At 65.8% G+C, this 16,297-nt stretch carries 17 protein-coding genes; 9 read left to right on the top strand and 8 right to left on the bottom strand.

Translation table 11 applies throughout. The annotated features are described in order from the left end of the window. Nucleotides 1-12 precede the first annotated feature (12 nt). From hpnC to hpnE, 3 genes are read left to right on the top strand one after another with little or no spacing between them, the layout of a single operon-like run. Nucleotides 13-969: a squalene synthase HpnC gene (gene hpnC, locus VNK82_10695; GenBank protein ID HXE91420.1), complete on the top strand. Its 957-nt coding sequence runs from the start codon at nt 13-15 to the stop codon at nt 967-969. Further along, nucleotides 966-1,865: a phytoene/squalene synthase family protein gene (locus VNK82_10690; GenBank protein ID HXE91419.1), complete on the top strand. Its 900-nt coding sequence runs from the start codon at nt 966-968 to the stop codon at nt 1,863-1,865. The genes hpnC and VNK82_10690 overlap by 4 nt, the downstream gene beginning before the upstream one ends. Beyond that, complete coding sequence (gene hpnE / locus VNK82_10685) at nt 1,862-3,256, top strand: hydroxysqualene dehydroxylase HpnE (protein ID HXE91418.1); 1,395 nt, start codon at nt 1,862-1,864, stop codon at nt 3,254-3,256. Before VNK82_10690 ends, hpnE begins: the two co-directional genes overlap by 4 nt. Before the next feature lie 145 nt (nt 3,257-3,401). Here the strand turns inward: hpnE and VNK82_10680 are convergent, their stop codons facing one another. Next, nucleotides 3,402-4,682, bottom strand: coding sequence for a TolC family protein (locus VNK82_10680; protein HXE91417.1), 1,281 nt, complete (start codon nt 4,680-4,682; stop codon nt 3,402-3,404). 85 nt (nt 4,683-4,767) lie between these two features. Then, nucleotides 4,768-5,988, bottom strand: coding sequence for an efflux RND transporter periplasmic adaptor subunit (locus VNK82_10675; protein HXE91416.1), 1,221 nt, complete (start codon nt 5,986-5,988; stop codon nt 4,768-4,770). Nucleotides 5,989-6,191: 203 nt separating this feature from the next. On the opposite strand from VNK82_10675, the gene VNK82_10670 reads away from it, so the two are divergent. The 4 genes from VNK82_10670 to VNK82_10655 all read left to right on the top strand — a co-directional run bounded on the left by VNK82_10670 (nt 6,192) and on the right by VNK82_10655 (nt 10,248). Further along, nucleotides 6,192-7,193 carry a beta-propeller fold lactonase family protein gene (locus tag VNK82_10670; protein HXE91415.1) on the top strand — a complete coding sequence of 334 codons (1,002 nt, stop codon included), beginning with the start codon at nt 6,192-6,194 and terminating at the stop codon, nt 7,191-7,193. A gap of 114 nt (nt 7,194-7,307) precedes the next feature. Then, a complete protein-coding gene (queF, locus tag VNK82_10665) occupies nt 7,308-7,709 on the top strand; it encodes a preQ(1) synthase (protein HXE91414.1) in 402 nt (133 codons plus the stop codon). Between the two features lie 35 nt (nt 7,710-7,744). Beyond that, on the top strand, nt 7,745-9,088 hold the full coding sequence (locus tag VNK82_10660) for an MFS transporter (GenBank protein HXE91413.1): 1,344 nt from the start codon (nt 7,745-7,747) through the stop codon (nt 9,086-9,088). After that, on the top strand, nt 9,088-10,248 hold the full coding sequence (locus tag VNK82_10655; protein ID HXE91412.1) for a glycosyltransferase family 2 protein: 1,161 nt from the start codon (nt 9,088-9,090) through the stop codon (nt 10,246-10,248). The genes VNK82_10660 and VNK82_10655 overlap by 1 nt, the downstream gene beginning before the upstream one ends. A gap of 6 nt (nt 10,249-10,254) precedes the next feature. Here VNK82_10655 and VNK82_10650 read toward each other — a convergent pair whose 3' ends face one another. From VNK82_10650 to VNK82_10640, 3 genes are all read right to left on the bottom strand, one after another. Continuing rightward, on the bottom strand, nt 10,255-10,788 hold the full coding sequence (locus VNK82_10650; GenBank protein ID HXE91411.1) for an OB-fold nucleic acid binding domain-containing protein: 534 nt from the start codon (nt 10,786-10,788) through the stop codon (nt 10,255-10,257). A 150-nt stretch (nt 10,789-10,938) separates the two neighbouring features. After that, on the bottom strand, nt 10,939-11,280 hold the full coding sequence (locus VNK82_10645) for an STAS domain-containing protein (protein HXE91410.1): 342 nt from the start codon (nt 11,278-11,280) through the stop codon (nt 10,939-10,941). 2 nt (nt 11,281-11,282) lie between these two features. Further along, nucleotides 11,283-11,696, bottom strand: a complete 414-nt coding sequence (locus tag VNK82_10640; GenBank protein ID HXE91409.1) for an ATP-binding protein — start codon at nt 11,694-11,696, stop codon at nt 11,283-11,285. 263 nt (nt 11,697-11,959) lie between these two features. Between VNK82_10640 and VNK82_10635 the strand changes: the two genes are divergently transcribed. Together VNK82_10635 and VNK82_10630 are read left to right on the top strand one after the other, a co-directional pair. Beyond that, nucleotides 11,960-13,201, top strand: coding sequence for a CBS domain-containing protein (locus VNK82_10635; GenBank protein HXE91408.1), 1,242 nt, complete (start codon nt 11,960-11,962; stop codon nt 13,199-13,201). Between the two features lie 72 nt (nt 13,202-13,273). Further along, nucleotides 13,274-14,512, top strand: a complete 1,239-nt coding sequence (locus VNK82_10630; protein ID HXE91407.1) for an Nramp family divalent metal transporter — start codon at nt 13,274-13,276, stop codon at nt 14,510-14,512. A 14-nt stretch (nt 14,513-14,526) separates the two neighbouring features. Here the strand turns inward: VNK82_10630 and VNK82_10625 are convergent, their stop codons facing one another. From VNK82_10625 to VNK82_10615, 3 genes are all read right to left on the bottom strand, one after another. After that, nucleotides 14,527-14,931, bottom strand: a complete 405-nt coding sequence (locus VNK82_10625; GenBank protein ID HXE91406.1) for a (deoxy)nucleoside triphosphate pyrophosphohydrolase — start codon at nt 14,929-14,931, stop codon at nt 14,527-14,529. Beyond that, nucleotides 14,928-15,407, bottom strand: a complete 480-nt coding sequence (locus VNK82_10620; GenBank protein ID HXE91405.1) for a GAF domain-containing protein — start codon at nt 15,405-15,407, stop codon at nt 14,928-14,930. Before VNK82_10620 ends, VNK82_10625 begins: the two co-directional genes overlap by 4 nt. Nucleotides 15,408-15,481: 74 nt before the next feature. After that, nucleotides 15,482-16,297 carry an ABC transporter substrate-binding protein gene (locus VNK82_10615; protein HXE91404.1) on the bottom strand — a complete coding sequence of 272 codons (816 nt, stop codon included), beginning with the start codon at nt 16,295-16,297 and terminating at the stop codon, nt 15,482-15,484.

Raw genomic sequence — 16,297 nt, 5'->3', positions numbered from 1 at the left:
GGAGACAACCCGATGTCCTCCACCGTCACGTCCGGTCCCAGCCAGGTCACGGGGGCGCTCGGAGCCTCCGTACGCGGATGGGCGCGCCTGCCCGCGGAATACGCCATTCCGCAGCAGGCCCCCTCGCTCGAGGAAGCGCGCGCCTACTGCTGTCGGCTGGCCCGCTCGCATTACGAGAACTTCCACGTCGCTACCTGGTTCCTGCCCGAGCGCCTGCGGCCGCACTTTTACAGCGTGTACGCTTACTGCCGCATCGCCGACGATCTGGGCGACGAGGTCGGCGACCCGCAGGCCGCGCTCGCGCTCCTCGACGAGTGGGAGGCCGAACTCGACGCCTGCTATGCCGGTGCGCCGCGACATCCCGTGTTCGTAGCCCTGGCCGAAACGGTGCGCGCCTGCGACGTTCCTCGCCAGCCCTTTGCCGACCTGCTCCAGGCCTTCCGCCAGGACCAGACCGTTTCCCGCTACGCCACCTTCGATGACCTGCTGGGATACTGCCGGTATTCGGCGAATCCGGTGGGACGCATCGTGCTTTACGTGTGCGGCTACCGCGATGCGGAGCGCCAGCAGCTTTCCGACATCACCTGCACCGCCTTGCAACTCGCCAACTTCTGGCAGGACGTCACCGTGGATCTGGCCAAAGGCCGCATCTACCTGCCGCGCGAAGACATGGCCCGCTTCGGCGTCAGCGAGGAGGATCTCTCACTGCACCGGCCCACGCCCGCGTTCCTGGACCTGATGCGATTCCAGGTGGAACGCGCGCGGGAGTGGTTCGCGCGCGGCCTGCCGCTTGCCGGCATGGTCGAGCGGGACCTGGCGCTCGACATCGAACTTTTCACCCGCGGCGGACAGGAGATCCTGGACGCCATCGAACGCCAGGGCTTCGACGTGCTGCGCGCGCGGCCCGTGATCTCCCGCTCGCGCAAGCTCAGGCTGTTGGTGCAGGCGGCGCTGAGAAAGTTGCGATGAGCAGCCAAGTGGCCCATGCCTATGCGGTCTGCCGTGGCATTGCCCGATCGGCGGCCCGCAACTTCTACTTCGCGTTTCTCGTCCTGCCGCGCGAAAAGCGCGATGCGCTCTCCGCTGTCTACGCCTTCATGCGCCACGCCGACGATATCGCCGACCACCCCGCGCTCTCGCCGGCTGAAAAGCGCCGGCGTCTGGCGGAATGGCGCGAGCACATGCACCACGTCGCCGAGGGCCACTCGACCGACGACCCGGTGCTGTTCGCGCTGGGCGATGCGCGCTTGCGCTTCCAGATTCCGGTCGAGCTGCTCGACCAGCTCATCGCCGGCACGGAGATGGATATCGCCGAGGCGCCTAGGGCCGGCGCCCCCGCCATCCGTTACCAGACCTTCGACGACCTTTCCCGCTACTGCTATCAGGTGGCCTCGGTCGTCGGCCTGGTCACCATCCGCATCTTCGGCTACCGCGATCGCGCGGCCGAGCCGCTGGCCGTGCGCACCGGCATGGCTTTCCAGCTCACCAACATCCTGCGCGACGTGCGCGAGGACGCCGCGCTGGGACGCATTTACCTGCCAGCCGAAGACCTGGCACGCTTCGGCTGCTCGCCCGAGGAGCTGGCGAGCGGACTGAACAACGGCTTCGATCCAGCACGCCTCAAGCCGGTGCTCGAGTTCGAAGCGGCGCGAGCCCGCGAATTCTATCGCGCCGCGGACGAACTGCTGCCGCTGGTCGATGAGGACAGCCAGCCCGCGCTGTGGGTGCTGGTCAGCATCTATCGCCGCCTGCTGGAGAAGATGGCCCAGCGCAACTTCGACGTCTTCGGCCCGCGCGTGCGTCTTTCCTTCGCCGAAAAACTGGGCGTGCTCGGGCGAGGCTTCCTGCGCCGCCTGACCGGATGACCCCTTCCGCCAGGACTGTAGCCGTAGTCGGGGGCGGTCTGGCGGGTCTCTCCGCCGCCTGCGCCCTGGCCGAAGCCGGGTTTCGCGTGACTCTCCTCGAGCGCCGTCCCTACCTTGGTGGCCGCGCCTCTTCCTACCAGCATCCCGGCACCGGGGAAGTGGTGGATAACTGCCAGCACGTGGTGCTCGCCTGCTGCACCAACCTCCTCGACTTCTACCGGCGCACCGGCGTCGAGCAGAAGATCCGCTGGTACGACCGGCTCACGTTTCTCGAGCCCGGCGGGCGGCAGACGGTGCTCGCGCCTTCGTGGCTGCCTGCGCCACTGCATGCCGTTCCGTCGTTCCTGGCGGCTTCGTCGCTCGGCTTCGCGGACAAGCTGGCCATCAGCCGCGCCATGTTGCGTTTCCTGTCGTCGGTTCCCGCTGATTTCGGCGAGCCCTTTCTCGGCTGGCTGCGGCGCCATGGACAGACCGAGCGCGCCATCAACCGTTTCTGGAAAGTCGTGCTGGTCAGCGCGCTCAACGAAGACCTGGACCGCATGTCCGTGCACTACGCGGCGCAGGTTTTCCGCGAGTCGTTTTTGAAGTCGGCCGCGGCGGGCCGCATGGGTGTGCCCACCGTGCCGCTGACTGAACTCTACGCAGCCGGAATCGCATACCTTGAGGCGCGGGGCGGACAGGTGCGCCTGCGCTCCACGGCAGAGTCATTCGAGCCGCAGGCCGATGGCGTCCTGCTGCGAGCGTCGGCGGGTGACTTGCGCGCCGATTTCGCCGTGCTGGCGGTGCCTTTCGACGCGGCGGCGCGCTTGCTGCCGGTGCAGCCCGAGGCCGAGCCGCTGCGCGCGCAGCTCGGGCGCTTTGCGACCTCGCCCATCACCGGCATCCACCTCTGGTTCGATCGCGAAGTCACCGAGCTCGACCACGCGGTGCTCCTCGACCGCACCATCCAGTGGATGTTCCACAAGTCGCGCATCCTTGAACGCCGCGCCGGGGAAGGGAACGGCAGTTACCTGGAACTCGTGGTCAGCTCGTCCAAATCCCTGGTTGAAAAGCCGCGCAACGAGATTTTGGAGCTGGCGCTCGCCGAGTTCAAAGAGTTCTTCCCCAAAGCCGCGGAGGCGCGCCTCATGAAGTCAACCGTCATCAAGGAAGTGCACGCGACATACTCGGCGCTGCCCGGTTCGGACGAATATCGTCCCGGCACCGCCACGGTGTGGCCGCGCGTCTTCCTGGCCGGCGACTGGACCGCAACCGGCTGGCCCGCCACCATGGAGGGTGCTGTGCGCAGCGGCTACCGGGCCGCGGAAGAAGTGGCGCGCGCGGCAGGGCAGACGGAGAGCTTCCTGGTTCCAGACTTTGAGCCCTCGGGGCTGATGCGGCTGTTCGACTGAGGCCCACCCACTTACGCCGTGGGTTGCACATTCGTTTGCCCGCCGAAAGCGGGTCGCGATAAAGCTGGCCGGGAGCCCTCGTCAGCTTGCAAGGCGTCAGAAGCTGTGCCGAGCAACAGTGCGAGCGCCGAGAACTTGTGACTGCTCACTTAGTCGCCCAGGCCTCCAGTTCGCCTGTAGTGCGGAGCAGTTCCAGTTGCGCCTTTTCCAGCGCGAAGCTGGCATCCAGAAACGCCCGGTAACGCTCGGCTTCGGTGAGCCGGGCGTTCTGCTCGTCGCGCAGGGAAGCGGTGCCGACCTCGATGCGTCCCTGCACGGCATCCACTTCGGAGCGTGCCAATTGGTACTCGAGCCGCGCTACTTCCTGCGCCGCAGCGGCTTCGCGCACGGCGCGCTGCAGGCGCAGCGTCTCGCTCGACACTTGTTGGCGGACGCCCTCAGCGCGCTTTTGTGCCATCACCGATTCCGAATCCGCCGCTTCGGCCCGCGCCCGCTGCGCGAAATCCAGAAAAGGGAAGCGGATGGAGACGCCGAACGTCCCATTGTGCCGCTGAAACTTGTTGAAGAAGTCGTCGAAATTGTTGAAACGCGCCAGCATAGCGTACTGGGCGATCAGGTTGAAGCTGGGATACATGGCCCGGCGCTCCCCCTTGGCCCGGAACTGTTGCGCCGCGGCCTCGTCGTCCGCGATTTTCACCAGCGGATTGTTCTCGACCGCGCGCGCGGCAAGGTTTTCCTCCTGATGGACCTCGGGAAGCCTGGGGACGGATTCGCTGTCGGTTTCAAAGCTATCGGCCGGCAGCCCGGTGAGCTGGCCCAGGCGCAAGCGCAGCACGTCGATGGCGCCCTGCACTTCGGCCAGGCGCATGCGAACGCGCGCCGTGGCGAGCCTGGCGCGGGTGCGCTCCACCTCGCTATCCACGCCCACGGCCACGCGCTCGCCGGTGATCTGTTCGATACGCTCCGCCGATTTCTCCTGCTCGCGCAGCGTGGCCAACTCGCTCGCCAGCTTGTCGAGTTCCAGGTAGGCGAGGGCGGTCTCGAGCAACACTTCATTGCGGCGGTCGTCGTTCTTGCGGCTGGCCGCGGACCACTCGCTCTTAGCGGCGCGCACGAATTCCCGATGGGCCGCGTTGTAGAGGAACTGCGAGGACACCACACGGATGAGGGACGGCGCCGAGCCTTCGATGCTCAGCGGGAAGCCCGAGGTGGCGGCCAAACCCGAGCCCACGACCACCTGCGGCAGGTAGAGGTTGCGCGAAGCCAGGTATTCGCTCTCAGCGCGGACCTTATCGGCGTTGGCGATGGCCATGGTTCCGCTGTTGCGCACCGCCAGCTCCAGCGCTCTGCGGAAGGGAACCGGCTCCGCCAGGCCGGATATCGAGCACACCACCGCCACAGAGAGGATCAGGCCCACTCGCTTCATCGCTCGCATAGGTCACCTTGAGAATGTGCAGGAATTCAAACGACAGGAATGGATTGTAAACGAGGGAGTGCGGGGGAAAGTTCGGCTAGGGCTCGACGCGCACAGCCAGGCCGTCGCGCAGCATGGCGGAATCGGCAGCGCCCAGTGCCACTAGGGTCTTTTCGTCGAGGCCGCGCACGATCTCGGAGTCGGTCAGGCTGGAGACGCCGACTTCGACTTCGCGCCGTTTCAGGTGGCCGCCCACAACCTCGAACACGAAGTGCTTGCCGTCTTCCACGTGGACGGCCTCACGCGGCACGGTGAGCGCGCCGCTGCGCTGCGCCGTGATGACAGTGACGTTGACGTTCACATTGGGCAGGAGCGTGAGGTCCTGGTTGTCGACCTGGCATACCACCTCGCCCACGGTGCGTGTGCCGCGGACCACGACGGTGGAAGGCACGCGGGTGACCTCGCCTTCCCAGGTGCGGCCGGGGAGCGCGTCCCAGGTGAGCTCGACTTTCTGGCCGCGGGCGAGGCGGCCGATCTCGGGCTCGTCCACGAAGGCCCGCACCTGCACCTTGCGCAGGTCGCCCACCTGGATGAGCAGGTCTCCGGACTCGACGTACTGGCCCGGCCGCACCGGCAGGTAGTAGACGGTACCGTCGCGCGGCGCCACGACATTCGCCTGGCGCAACACGTTCAGGGCCGCCTGGTAGGCGGCGCGGGCCTCATGGGCGCGCGCCTGGGCACGGACGACTTCGGGCTGAGAGTAGCGGCTGCCCAGTTTCTGTTCGAGGAGCGTCACCTGGGCCTGAGCGCGCCTGGCGCGGTTCTCCGCCGCCTCCACCTCCGCCGGCGACGCGGCCTGGCGCTCCAGCAGCTTGCGCATGGCATCGAGGTTGCGCTGCGCGTCATCGAGTTCCGCACGCGCTTTGACCAGCTCCGATTCGTTGGTCAGCACCTCCTCGCGGGTGCCTCCCTTGCGGACGGCGGCCAGGTCGGCTTCGGCGGAGCGCAGTTGCGCCAGCGTACGGGCGACTTCGGCGCGGGCCGCGGCATCGTCCAGCTGCAGCAGCAGGCTCCCGCGGCGGACGGCATCGCCTTCGTGGACCAGCAGCCGCCGGACGGTGGTGGCCGCCGGGGCGTGCGCCTCGAAGTACTCCACCGGCTCGATCTTGCCGTTGGTGGCAATGGTGCTGGTGATGGACTTGCGCGCCGGCGTCTGCGCGCGGACGGGTACCCGCGTCTGGCGCAGTGAGATGAAGGCCGCGAGCAGCACCACGGCCACGCCCGCACCCGCCATCACCTGGATCCGTTTACTGTGCAATCGCAGCGCTCCAGCCCGGGCACTATGCCCGATGGAAAGTAAACTCAGCATTCAGTATAGCCAATCGAGGCCACGGCGTCTGTGACAGTGCTGCTCGCGGGTTTAGATGCAGGATGGGTTCGCCCTGGCAATGCTCCACCCGGGGGATGCAGCTGAGCGCGGGAAGCTGGTAGGCTGTGAACTCCCTCGGAAGGAGCTGACGGATGACCCTTCGCACGACGGTTACGACCCTCGCCCTTTTCCTGCTTCTGGCGCCGCTGGCGGCGGCGGAGAGTGTGCTGGTGGTGTTGAACAAGAGCGACCATGAAGCCGCGCTGGTGAATCCCGCCAGCTACGCGGTGGTGGCCAAGCTGGCCACGGGCAAGGGGCCGCACGAGGCCGCCACCTCGCCCGACGGCCGGTACGCTTATGTCTCCAACTACGGAAGTTTCGGGGTGTTCCGCCAGGGTGAGCCACCGCGTAATGAACCGGGCAACACCATCACCGTGCTCGATCTGACGGAGCGCAAAGTGAAGGCCACGTACGATCTGGGCGAGAACCGCCAGCCGCACGGAATCTGGGTGAGCCGTGACGGCTCCCGCCTGTGGGTAACCTGCGAAGGGGCGCAGGCGGTGCTGGAACTGGAGGCGGCGACGGGGAAGATCCTTAAGTCGTGGAAGACCAGCCAGCAGGTGAGCCACATGGTGGTGCCGACGCCCGATGAGCGCAAGCTGTACGTGGCCAACATCGGCTCAGGCAGCGTGACCGTCATCGAGCGCGTGTCCGACAGGGTGACCTTTGTGCCCACCGCAGCCGGCGCCGAAGGCATCGACGTTTCGCCCGACGGCCGCGAGGTATGGGTGACCAATCGCGGCGCGGGCAGCATCTCGGTGATCGACGTGGCCACCGACCGCGTGGTCGCCACTTTTTCGAGCGGCGGGGATTTTCCCATCCGCGTGAAATTTACGCCCGATGGCCGGGAGGTGTGGGTGTCGAATGCGCGCTCGAACCGCATCGCGGTGTTCGACGCCCGGACGCGGGCGCGCGTCGGCGAGGTGCTGGTGGGCACCGTGCCGGTCGGGATCCTCATTACGCCCGACGGCCGCCGCGCCTTCGTCGCCAACACCAACGCGAACCTGGTGTCCGTGATCGACGTAGCCGGGCGCAAAGTGCTCCAGACCTTCACCACCGGAAATGAGCCGGACGGGATGGCGTGGGGAAAGTAGCAATTAGCATTTGGCCCCTGAACGGTCAGGCTGATCCGTCTAACCGGGGCGTCAAGCCTTCGGCGGACAAATGCCAAATGCCATTTGCTAACTGCTGATTGCTAGAATGCTCTGATGCGCAAGCCCCACTACACGAGCGAGCACGCGAAGGCCGGCCTGGAGGTCGGCATGCCCGAGATCGAGACCTGGCCGAACCAGTTTCCCGGCTACGAGATCGTGATCGACATCCCGGAGTTCACTTCGGTCTGCCCCAAGACCGGATTGCCGGACTTCGGCGTGCTCACCATCCGCTACGTTCCCAACCGACGCTGCCTGGAGCTGAAGTCGCTCAAAGAGTACCTGCTTTCCTACCGCAATCTGGGCATCTTCCAGGAGAACATCGTGAACCGCGTGCTGGAGGATGTGGTGCGCGCCGCGCGCCCCAAGTGGGCCGTGGTGCGCGGGGAGTTCCGGCCGCGTGGCGGCATCGGCACGGTGGTGGAAGCGCGCTGGCCGCGCAGCCGCACGCGCGGCTGACGCCCGAACGCGCGTGCTATAGTCACTGACTTCGCATGGTTTCGGAAGCCGCGACTGCCGCGCCGCGCAAGGACGATCCCCGCACCATCTTCGGATGGTGCATGTACGACTGGGCCAACAGCGCCTACATCACCACCGCCATCGGGCTGCTGCCGATCTATTTCGCCAGCGTGATCGTGGGGCCGGACGGCCTGACGTTCCGCGGCACGCGCTACGAGGCCGACGCCTTGTGGGGATTGCTGGTGGGCGCCACCGACTTCGTGGCCTTCCTGTGCGCGCCGGTGCTGGGCTCGATCGCAGATTTTTCGGCCGCCAAGAAGCGCTTCCTGCTGTTTTTCGCCTACCTGGGCGCGCTGTTCACCGTCCTGCTGTACTTCACGCACACCGGCGATGTCGCCCGCACCATGTTCTTCTTCTTTGTCGCGCAGATCGGGTTCGTGAATGGCAACGTCGTCTATGACGCGTTCCTGCCGCAAATCGCCAGCGACGAGAAACAGGATTGGGTCTCGGGCAAGGGCTATGCCTTCGGCTACGTCGGCGGCGGCCTGCAGTTCGGGATCGCGCTGGCGCTGGTGGCGGGGCACCAAAAGCTCGGCCTCTCGCAGGAGGCGGCGGTGCGCATCGGCCTGGTGACGGCGGGATTGTGGTGGGCCGGCTTCACGGCCTTCACCGCCCGCCTGCTGCGGGAAGCGCCCGCGACCGGGGAATTGCCGGAACGCTTCCGCTCCTGGCCGGCCTTGCTGGCCTATCCCGCGGTAGGCATTTCGCGTACCTGGAAGACCACGCTGAAGGTGCGCCGCTTCAAGCATCTGGTGCTGTTCCTGGTGGCGTTCATGCTGTACAACGACGGCATCCAGACGGTGATCAACCTGGCGACGACCTACGGAACGGTCGAGCTGAAGCTCCCGGCGTGGAAGCTGATGCTCACGCTGCTCATCATTCAGGGCGTCGCGACCGTGGGCGCCTTGGTCTTCAGCCGGCTGGCGGGACGGATCGGCACGCGTCACACCATCATGGCTACGCTCGTGATGTGGACGGGCGTGGTGGTCTACGCCTATTTCATCACCACCGCGACCGAGTTTTTCGTGCTGGGGATGATTGTGGGCATCGTGCTGGGAGGCTCGCAGGCGCTCAGCCGTTCGTTCTACGCCTCCATGGTTCCCGAAACGGCAAGCGCCGAATTTTTCGGCTTCTATACGGTTTTCTCCAAGTTTTCCTCCATCTGGGGACCGCTGGCGTTCGCAGTGGTGAAACAGGGGCTGGGTTCTTCCCGGCTGGCCATTCTTTCTCTCATATTCTTTTTCCTGGTGGGGTTGGTGCTGCTGCACTTCGTGAGTGAGACGGAAGCCCGGCGGGCGCGGCTGGAGGGCGCCTTCTGATGGCCACCTTCCACCTGGTGCTGGGCTGGCTTTTGGCCCTGGTGTGGCTGCACCGGCTGCTGGATATCGGCCTGGGCATGCGGCAGGTGGCTGACATCGCCCGGCCGGAATGGGACAGAAGGCTGGAGCCGGAGCCGCGCGTCACCATCATCGTGCCGGCACGCAACGAGCAGGATCACGTCGAGACGGCGGTCGGGTCGCTGCTCGAGTTGCAGTATGAAAACTACGAGGTCATCGCCGTGAACGACCGCTCGACCGACCGTACCGGGAAGATCCTGAATCAGCTTGCCTCCGCCTCCGCCGGCAAGCTGCGTGTGCTGCACGTCAGCGAGCTGCCTTCCGGCTGGCTGGGTAAGAACCATGCCATGTGGAAGGCGGCGGCGACGGCCTCGGGCGAGTGGCTCCTGTTCACCGATGCCGACGTAGTCTTCCGTCCGGACGCTCTGCGCCGCGCCCTGGCCTACGCACTGGAAGAGAGGGCCGATCATCTGGTCCTCTTCCCGGAGGTGAAGCTGCACACCGTGGGGGAGCGGATGATGACGGCGTTCTTCATGTCCCTGTTTATCTTCGGGCACCGGCCGTGGAAGGTGGCGGACCCGAAGACGCGCGACCATATGGGCGTAGGCGCCTTCAATCTGGTACGGCGCACGACGTACGAAGCCATCGGGACACACCAAACGCTGCGGCTGGAAGTGATCGATGACATGAAACTGGGCAAGCTGGTCAAGCTGGGCGGATTCGCGCAGCGCAACGTCATCGGTCACGGCCTGGTGTCGCTGCGCTGGGCGCACGGCGCCATGGGCGTGGTGCGCAACCTGACCAAAAACATGTTCGCCCTCATGGAGTTCCGCTGGCCGCGGACGCTGGGCGCCGCCTTCCTGCTGCTGCTGCTGAACATCGCTCCCTTTGCTGGAGTGCCGCTGGCTCCGGCCGGCAGCCGGCTGGGCTACGCCGTGGCGGTCACCGCCATCGCGACGCTGTACGTCCGCATGGCTCCGCCCCTGGGCGTGAATCCGCTCTACTTCCTGCTGCACCCGGTGGCCGGGCTGCTGTTCGCCTACACCCTGCTGCGCTCGGCCGGGCACGCCTGGCGACACGGGGGCGTCATCTGGCGCGACACCAAATACTCGCTCGAAGAGTTGCGCCGCGGGCTGGTGTAGCCGGGTCTAGTCCGGGCGCTCGTTGGATTGCGCATCGCCCTCGCCGGAAGCCGGCTTGTCGGGAGTGAGTTCGGCACTGCTGCGCTCAGACTTGGCGGTGGTCTGCTTCGGCGGTGAGCTGCGGAAGCGGCCGGCGCTGTACCGGCCCTTGCGCGAGGCGTCATAGGTCGAGGGCGGCGGGGGGAGTTTGGCGGCTTCGCCGCGCAACTGACGCGAGTCTTTGAGAATGATCTCCGCCTGTCCTTTGTAGCTCTTGATCTTGCCGAAGATCTCGATGGTCCGGCCCTGAAGCTGCCGCACATCGCCCATGCGGCGCAGGTCGCGGGGGAAGACGACCACGGCGAAGGGACACTTGGTGTAGTCCTCGCAGAAGGTCACGAACCAGGTGCCGCTTTTGCCCTGTGTCACCCGGACCACGGTGCCCGCGACGCACGTTTCGGTCCCGATCTTGTCCGGGGCCTGCTCGACGGGGATGCACTTGCCGGAGGCGGAGCCCGTCAAAAGAGCGACGGCGAAGGCCAACTGGAGGGCAAAGCGCACAGCGGCTCCTGAAAGGCGATGGAGTCGGGGCCCGGAGGGAGTGTAGCTCAATTCCCGGCTGCAGATGTGGGAAAGATGAGCGAGTGCTCGAAAAAGCGGGCAGGCCAGTGCTCAGCCGGCGGCATAGGCCGCCGGCTGCGGGCGCGCCTACTACTTCGAGAAGGAGGCGATGGCCGTTGCCTCGTCGTCCTTGATATCGAAGACGGTGTAGAGCTTGGTGATCTGCAGCAGGTCGTGCACCTTCTTGGTGAGGTTGAGCAGCTTGAGCTCGCCCCCGCCGTTGCGCACCGTGGTGTAGGCGCTGACCAGCTCCCCGATGCCCGAGCTGTCGATGTAGGTGACATCGCCCAGGTTCAGCAGGATCTTCTTGCTGCCTTTGCTGAGCAGGTCGCGGATGGTGTCGCGCAGCACTACGCTGCCTTCGCCCAGCGTGATGCGACCACTGAAGTCCACCACCGTGATGCCGTCCAACTGCCGCGTGCTGGCTTTCATGCTCACTTGGATTCCTCCTTGCCTTCCGCCTGGCTGACCTGTTTGACCAGCGTAATCTCGGTTCCCGGGCTCAGATCCCGGAAATTCACTTCATCCATGAATGCGCGCATCAAGAAAATGCCCCGGCCCGACGTCTTCAGCAGGTTCTCCGGTTTCAGGGGGTCGGGGATGTTGCCGGGGTCCAGCCCCTTGCCCTGGTCGGCCACCCGGATGGTCAGGCGGCCGCCGGTATTCTCATAAGACACCGTGACCTTCTTCTTAGGGTCGTACGCGTTGCCGTGGAGCACCGCGTTGACCGTCGCTTCGCGCACCGCCATAGCGATGCGGTCACAACTCTCGCCGTCAAAGCCGACCTTGGCAGCGATGCGCGCGGCCGCCGTTTCGGCCGTGTTCACGCTGTCGAGAGTCGAGTCCAGCGTGTAGGTGACGCGCTCGTCGGTTTTTTCCAGAATAACCGTACCTGCCTTGTTCCGGCGCCCGCAATCGCTCGATAGGGCTCCAGCTACCGCTCACCCGTACCCGTGGCCTGCGCAGGAATCCGTTAGTTTGCCCTCGGGAACGGGAAGTTGTCAACGAATGGATGGGGCACCGCGGATGCCGCCGCCGGACCGTGCCTTTGTAGTATCGCCGGTGCAGAGGGCGCTCGCGGCTCGTAACATTTCATGTAACATCGTGCCCGATGGCACCTCTGGCGCTTTCCGAGATCCTCGGGGTGCCGGTGGAGGAACCCGCCGGCACGCTGCACGGACGTGTGCGCGAGGTGGCCATCTGCCCGCAGGAGGACCGCTCGCGCATCCACGGCCTGGTGGTGCGCACTTCCGAAGGCGACCGGCTGCTGCCTCGGCAGGGCATCGCAGCGGTCGGGCCGGGACGTGTCCGCGCGGCTCTGCCTTCCGCCGATTGGCCGGTGTTCGCGGAAAGCGAAGGCATGCTGCTGCTGGACCGCGACCTGCTCGACCAGCAGATCATCGACGTGCACGGGCGCAAGGTGGTGCGCGTGAACGACGTGGACCTGGAGCAAAAGCCGGCGAACGGCGGGCTGCTGCTGCGCATTGCGGAAGTGGATGTGGGTGCGCGCGGCGCCGTGCGTCGCCTGCTGCGCGGCGTGGTCCCGGCGCCGCTGGTGGAACGCCTGGTGGCGCGCATCCCGCCGCGGGTCATTCCCTGGGACTTCGTAGACCTGATTGAAACCGATCCGGCCCGCCGCGTGAAGCTGAAGATCTCGCACGACCGCCTGGGCCGGCTGCATCCCGCCGACATCGCCGACATCGTCGAGGAACTCTCGCCCGCAGAGCGCGAAGCGGTCTTCGAGACGCTCGATGAAGAAGTAGCCGCTGAGGCTCTGGAAGAACTCGATCCCAAGCTGCAGATCTCGGTCGTCGAGTCGCTGGACTCGGACCGTGCCGCCGACATCGTCGAGGAGATGAACCCGGATGCCGCCGCCAACTTGCTGAAGGACCTCCCCGAGGAAACCAGCGAAGTGATCCTGGAGGAAATGGCACCCTACGAGCGCCAGGACGTCAGCGAGCTTCTGCAGTTCGAAGAAGATACCGCTGCGGGCCACATGACGACCGAGTTCGTCGCCATGCCGCGCACGGCGCGCGTGTATGACGCCATCGAACTTCTGCGCCACTTCGAAGGCGGCATCGAGACCCTGAGCGCCATCTACGTGGTCGGGCAGGCGCGGAAGCTGCTGGGGGTGGTCCCGCTGGCTCGCCTGGTGCTGGCCCCGCCCAACGCCGAACTGGGCCAATTGATGGTCGAGCCGGTGGCCTGTCCGGCGGGGGCCAAGGAAAAGGAGATTTTCGCCCTCTTCGACAAGTACAACCTGCTCAGCCTGCCGGTGGTGGATGAGAACGGCAGTCTCACAGGCGTCATCACGGCGGACGACGTCATCACGCTGATGCGGGCCAAGCTTTGAAAGGCGCTTTCTTCTGGCCTGTTCTCCCCGCCGCGTTTATTCTGTGACTTCTCTTGAGTAGCGGAAGTTCCAATGCGATGGCTCAAACTCTGGAAGACCCGGATCCTGCTGTTCTTTGCAGTCGTAGGACCAGGCTTCATCACCTCCAACGTGGACAACGATGCCGGCGGCATCTACACCTACTCGTTCGCCGGGGCGCGCTACGGCTACCAGTTGCTGTGGACCATCGTGCCCATGATCATCGCGCTGGTGGTCATTCAGGAGATGGCGGCCCGTATGGGCGCGGTCACGGGCAAAGGTCTGAGCGATTTGGTTCGCGAGGAGTTCGGGCTGCGCCTCACCTTCCTGATGATGCTCGCCCTGGTGGTCACCAATTTCGGCAACGTGGTGGCCGAGTTCGCCGGCGTGGCCTCCAGCCTTGAGCTCTTCGACGTCCCGAAGTGGATTTCAGTTCCAGGCGCGGCCCTCTTGGTATGGCTGCTGGTCGTCAAGGGCACGTACAAGAGTGTGGAGAAGATCTTCCTAGTTGCGGTCTTCTTCTATGTTGCTTACATCGGAGCCGCCGTCCTCTCGCGCCCGCATTGGCTGGAGGCGCTGGTCAGCACTGTGCCCCGGCCCACCCGCATGCCCTTCACGGATGCCGGATATCTCTACATGGTCACCGCCATGATCGGCGCCACCATCGCTCCCTGGCAGATGTTCTACCTGCAAGCCTCGGTCGTGGAGAAAGGCGTGACTGTGCGCACCTACAAACTGGCCAGGATCGACGTGATTGTCGGCGCCATCGTGGCTCCGATCGTCGCCGGGTTCATTGTGATCGCGTGCGCGGCGCTCTATCAGGCGGGCCATACCGAGATCCACGACGCCGCCGACGCCGCCTACGCCCTGCGCCCGCTGGCCGGCAAGTACGCCTCCATCCTGTTCGCCTTCGGCTTGTTCAACGCCTCGTTGTTCGCGGCCTCGATCCTGCCGCTCTCCACCGCCTATACCGTGTGCGAGGGGCTGGGTCTGGAATCCGGCATCGACAAAAAGTTCTCGGAAGCGCCCGCCTTCTACTGGCTCTACACTGCCCTGATCGTAGCCGGCGCGGGTGTGATCCTCTGGCCCGACTTTCCCCTGCTGAAAATCACGGTTCTCTCGCAGGTCGTGAACGGCGTGCTGCTGCCCTTTGTGCTCTTCTTCATGATCAAGCTGGTGAACAAGAAAGACCTAATGGGGAATCACGTCAACTCGCGCCTGTATAACGGGGTCGCCTGGGTCACGGCCGGTGGAACTGCGCTGCTCACGTTGGTTTTAGTGTGGATGAGCTGAAACGGCGGACCACGTTAGGCGTGCTGGGGCAGGATCTTGCCTGCTGCGATGTCCTTCACCAGCTCCAGGTCGGCTTCGAGGAAGTCATAGGAAGGCAGGGCCGCGCGGTCCACCCACTGCACGTCGCGGAAGATGCGGTTCTCCGGCTCGCCCTCGTAGTGCTCCACCAGGAAGAAGCGCAGCTCGACGGCGGCGCCGCTCGCATAGGTGTGACGCAGCCGCGCCACCTCGTCGCCCACCCGCGCCTGGATGCCCAGCTCCTCCTCCAGTTCGCGCACCAGGCCGTCGCGCGGCTGCTCGCCGCGCTCGATCTTGCCGCCCGGGAACTCCCACTTCAGCGGCATGGACTGGTACTGCGTGCGCTGGCAGATGAGCAGCTTGCCGTTGCGAACGATGAGCGCCGCAGCCACTTGCTTCATGCGGCGTTCTTCTCGAGGTAGTGCCCGATGATGGCCGCGCTTCTCTCGACTAGGGCGCGGTCTTCCGGGCCGAACGCGGCGGGGGTATGGCTGTCGATATCGATTTCGCCCGCTACCCGGCCGTGGACGAACACCGGAGCCACGATCTCCGAGCGCGTTTCCAGCGAGCACGCCAGGTAGCGGGGATCGGCGTACACGTCGTCCACGACTAGTGTTTGCCCGCTGGCCGCTGCCGCCCCGCAGATGCCTTGGTCCAGCGGGATACGCTTGTGCGGTGTGTCGGCGCCGACGAACGGGCCCAGCACCAGGGTCTTGGGATCGGCGGGATCGAGCATGTAGAAACCCACCCAGTTGTATGCGGGAAGGCGCGCCAGGCGCTCCACCACAGCGCGCATCAATTCCTGCGACGATTTCGCAGCGGTCCCCAGGCGTTCCAGTTCGGCCAGAAGCTCTTCGTGCCGGGTGGCCACGGACATATGGTTTATTTAACCACACCGCTGGAAAAGGCAGCCTGTGGATTGCTGTGGAACGCAAGCGGCCGGCCGCACACTTACGACGCTTCCATGCGCCGCACGCGGGCGGGCAACTTCGGGAAAATTTCGGGGTGGAGGATGGCGGCGAGTGCTCGCAGTCCCATCAGCAGAGTCGTGGCGGGCGTATTCAGGTACTCGTCAGGAATGCAGAAGACGCGGCGGTTGCGCGCGGCGCTGGTCTGCTGCCAGCCACGGTCGCGGATGATCTTCTCGAGCGGCACACGGTCGCCTGCCCCGCACCAGGCGGCGACGATCACTTCGGGATCTTGGGCAGCGACGCTCGCCGCCTCGGTCTTTGCCCCCGGCTCTCCCAGGAACTCGCCCCCGGCCGCCTCCACCAGCTCCGCCACCCAGCGCTGCGAGCGGATGATGGGCTTGCCCCACTCCTCGCAGAAGACGTGCGGCCGAGTGAGACCTGCGGTCTTTGCCCGGACTGCGGCGACCTCACGCTCGAGGTCGTCAATCATCCGGCGGCCGTTTTCGGCTGCGCCCATCACGCCGGCAAGGGCGGCGATGTCGCGGCAAACGTCTTGCAGCGTCCGGGGCGCAAACGCCAGGAACGGAACGCCGGCGCGCAGGATCTCCTCCAGCGCCTCCGCGCGGTAGGGAACCGACGCAACGACCAGATCCGGGCGGGCGGCGCGGATCTCCTCGGCCTGCGCCGACCACGAGTCCTGCACAACCATGCGCCCGTTGCCGGCGGCTTCGGGGCATACGTCCACGCACCACTTCGTGCACGCCACCACGCGGTCCAGCAGTCCCAGCCCGGCCATGGTCACCGTGGCGCTGGGCTGCAGGCAGACAACGCGACGGGGTGTGAGGTCCTGCGGCAT

It is taken from the genome of Terriglobales bacterium, assembly GCA_035573675.1.
Taxonomy (GTDB): Bacteria; Acidobacteriota; Terriglobia; order Terriglobales; family Acidobacteriaceae; genus DATMAB01.
The sequence above is the reverse complement of the archived record's forward strand: the minus strand, read 5'-3'. Positions and strand labels throughout refer to the sequence as shown.

What these genes read in the sequence shown, in the direction of transcription:
- hpnC (HXE91420.1), top strand. Translation starts at nt 13, where the DNA reads ATGTCCTCCACCGTCACGTCCGGTCCCAGCCAGGTCACGGGGGCGCTC.
- VNK82_10615 (HXE91404.1), bottom strand. Translation starts at nt 16,297, where the DNA reads ATGCCGCAGGACCTCACACCCCGTCGCGTTGTCTGCCTGCAGCCCAGC.
- VNK82_10630 (HXE91407.1), top strand. Translation starts at nt 13,274, where the DNA reads ATGCGATGGCTCAAACTCTGGAAGACCCGGATCCTGCTGTTCTTTGCA.
- VNK82_10690 (HXE91419.1), top strand. Translation starts at nt 966, where the DNA reads ATGAGCAGCCAAGTGGCCCATGCCTATGCGGTCTGCCGTGGCATTGCC.
- VNK82_10660 (HXE91413.1), top strand. Translation starts at nt 7,745, where the DNA reads ATGGTTTCGGAAGCCGCGACTGCCGCGCCGCGCAAGGACGATCCCCGC.
- queF (HXE91414.1), top strand. Translation starts at nt 7,308, where the DNA reads ATGCGCAAGCCCCACTACACGAGCGAGCACGCGAAGGCCGGCCTGGAG.
- VNK82_10645 (HXE91410.1), bottom strand. Translation starts at nt 11,280, where the DNA reads ATGAAAGCCAGCACGCGGCAGTTGGACGGCATCACGGTGGTGGACTTC.
- VNK82_10635 (HXE91408.1), top strand. Translation starts at nt 11,960, where the DNA reads ATGGCACCTCTGGCGCTTTCCGAGATCCTCGGGGTGCCGGTGGAGGAA.
- VNK82_10655 (HXE91412.1), top strand. Translation starts at nt 9,088, where the DNA reads ATGGCCACCTTCCACCTGGTGCTGGGCTGGCTTTTGGCCCTGGTGTGG.
- VNK82_10680 (HXE91417.1), bottom strand. Translation starts at nt 4,682, where the DNA reads ATGAAGCGAGTGGGCCTGATCCTCTCTGTGGCGGTGGTGTGCTCGATA.
- hpnE (HXE91418.1), top strand. Translation starts at nt 1,862, where the DNA reads ATGACCCCTTCCGCCAGGACTGTAGCCGTAGTCGGGGGCGGTCTGGCG.
- VNK82_10670 (HXE91415.1), top strand. Translation starts at nt 6,192, where the DNA reads ATGACCCTTCGCACGACGGTTACGACCCTCGCCCTTTTCCTGCTTCTG.
- VNK82_10625 (HXE91406.1), bottom strand. Translation starts at nt 14,931, where the DNA reads ATGAAGCAAGTGGCTGCGGCGCTCATCGTTCGCAACGGCAAGCTGCTC.
- VNK82_10620 (HXE91405.1), bottom strand. Translation starts at nt 15,407, where the DNA reads ATGTCCGTGGCCACCCGGCACGAAGAGCTTCTGGCCGAACTGGAACGC.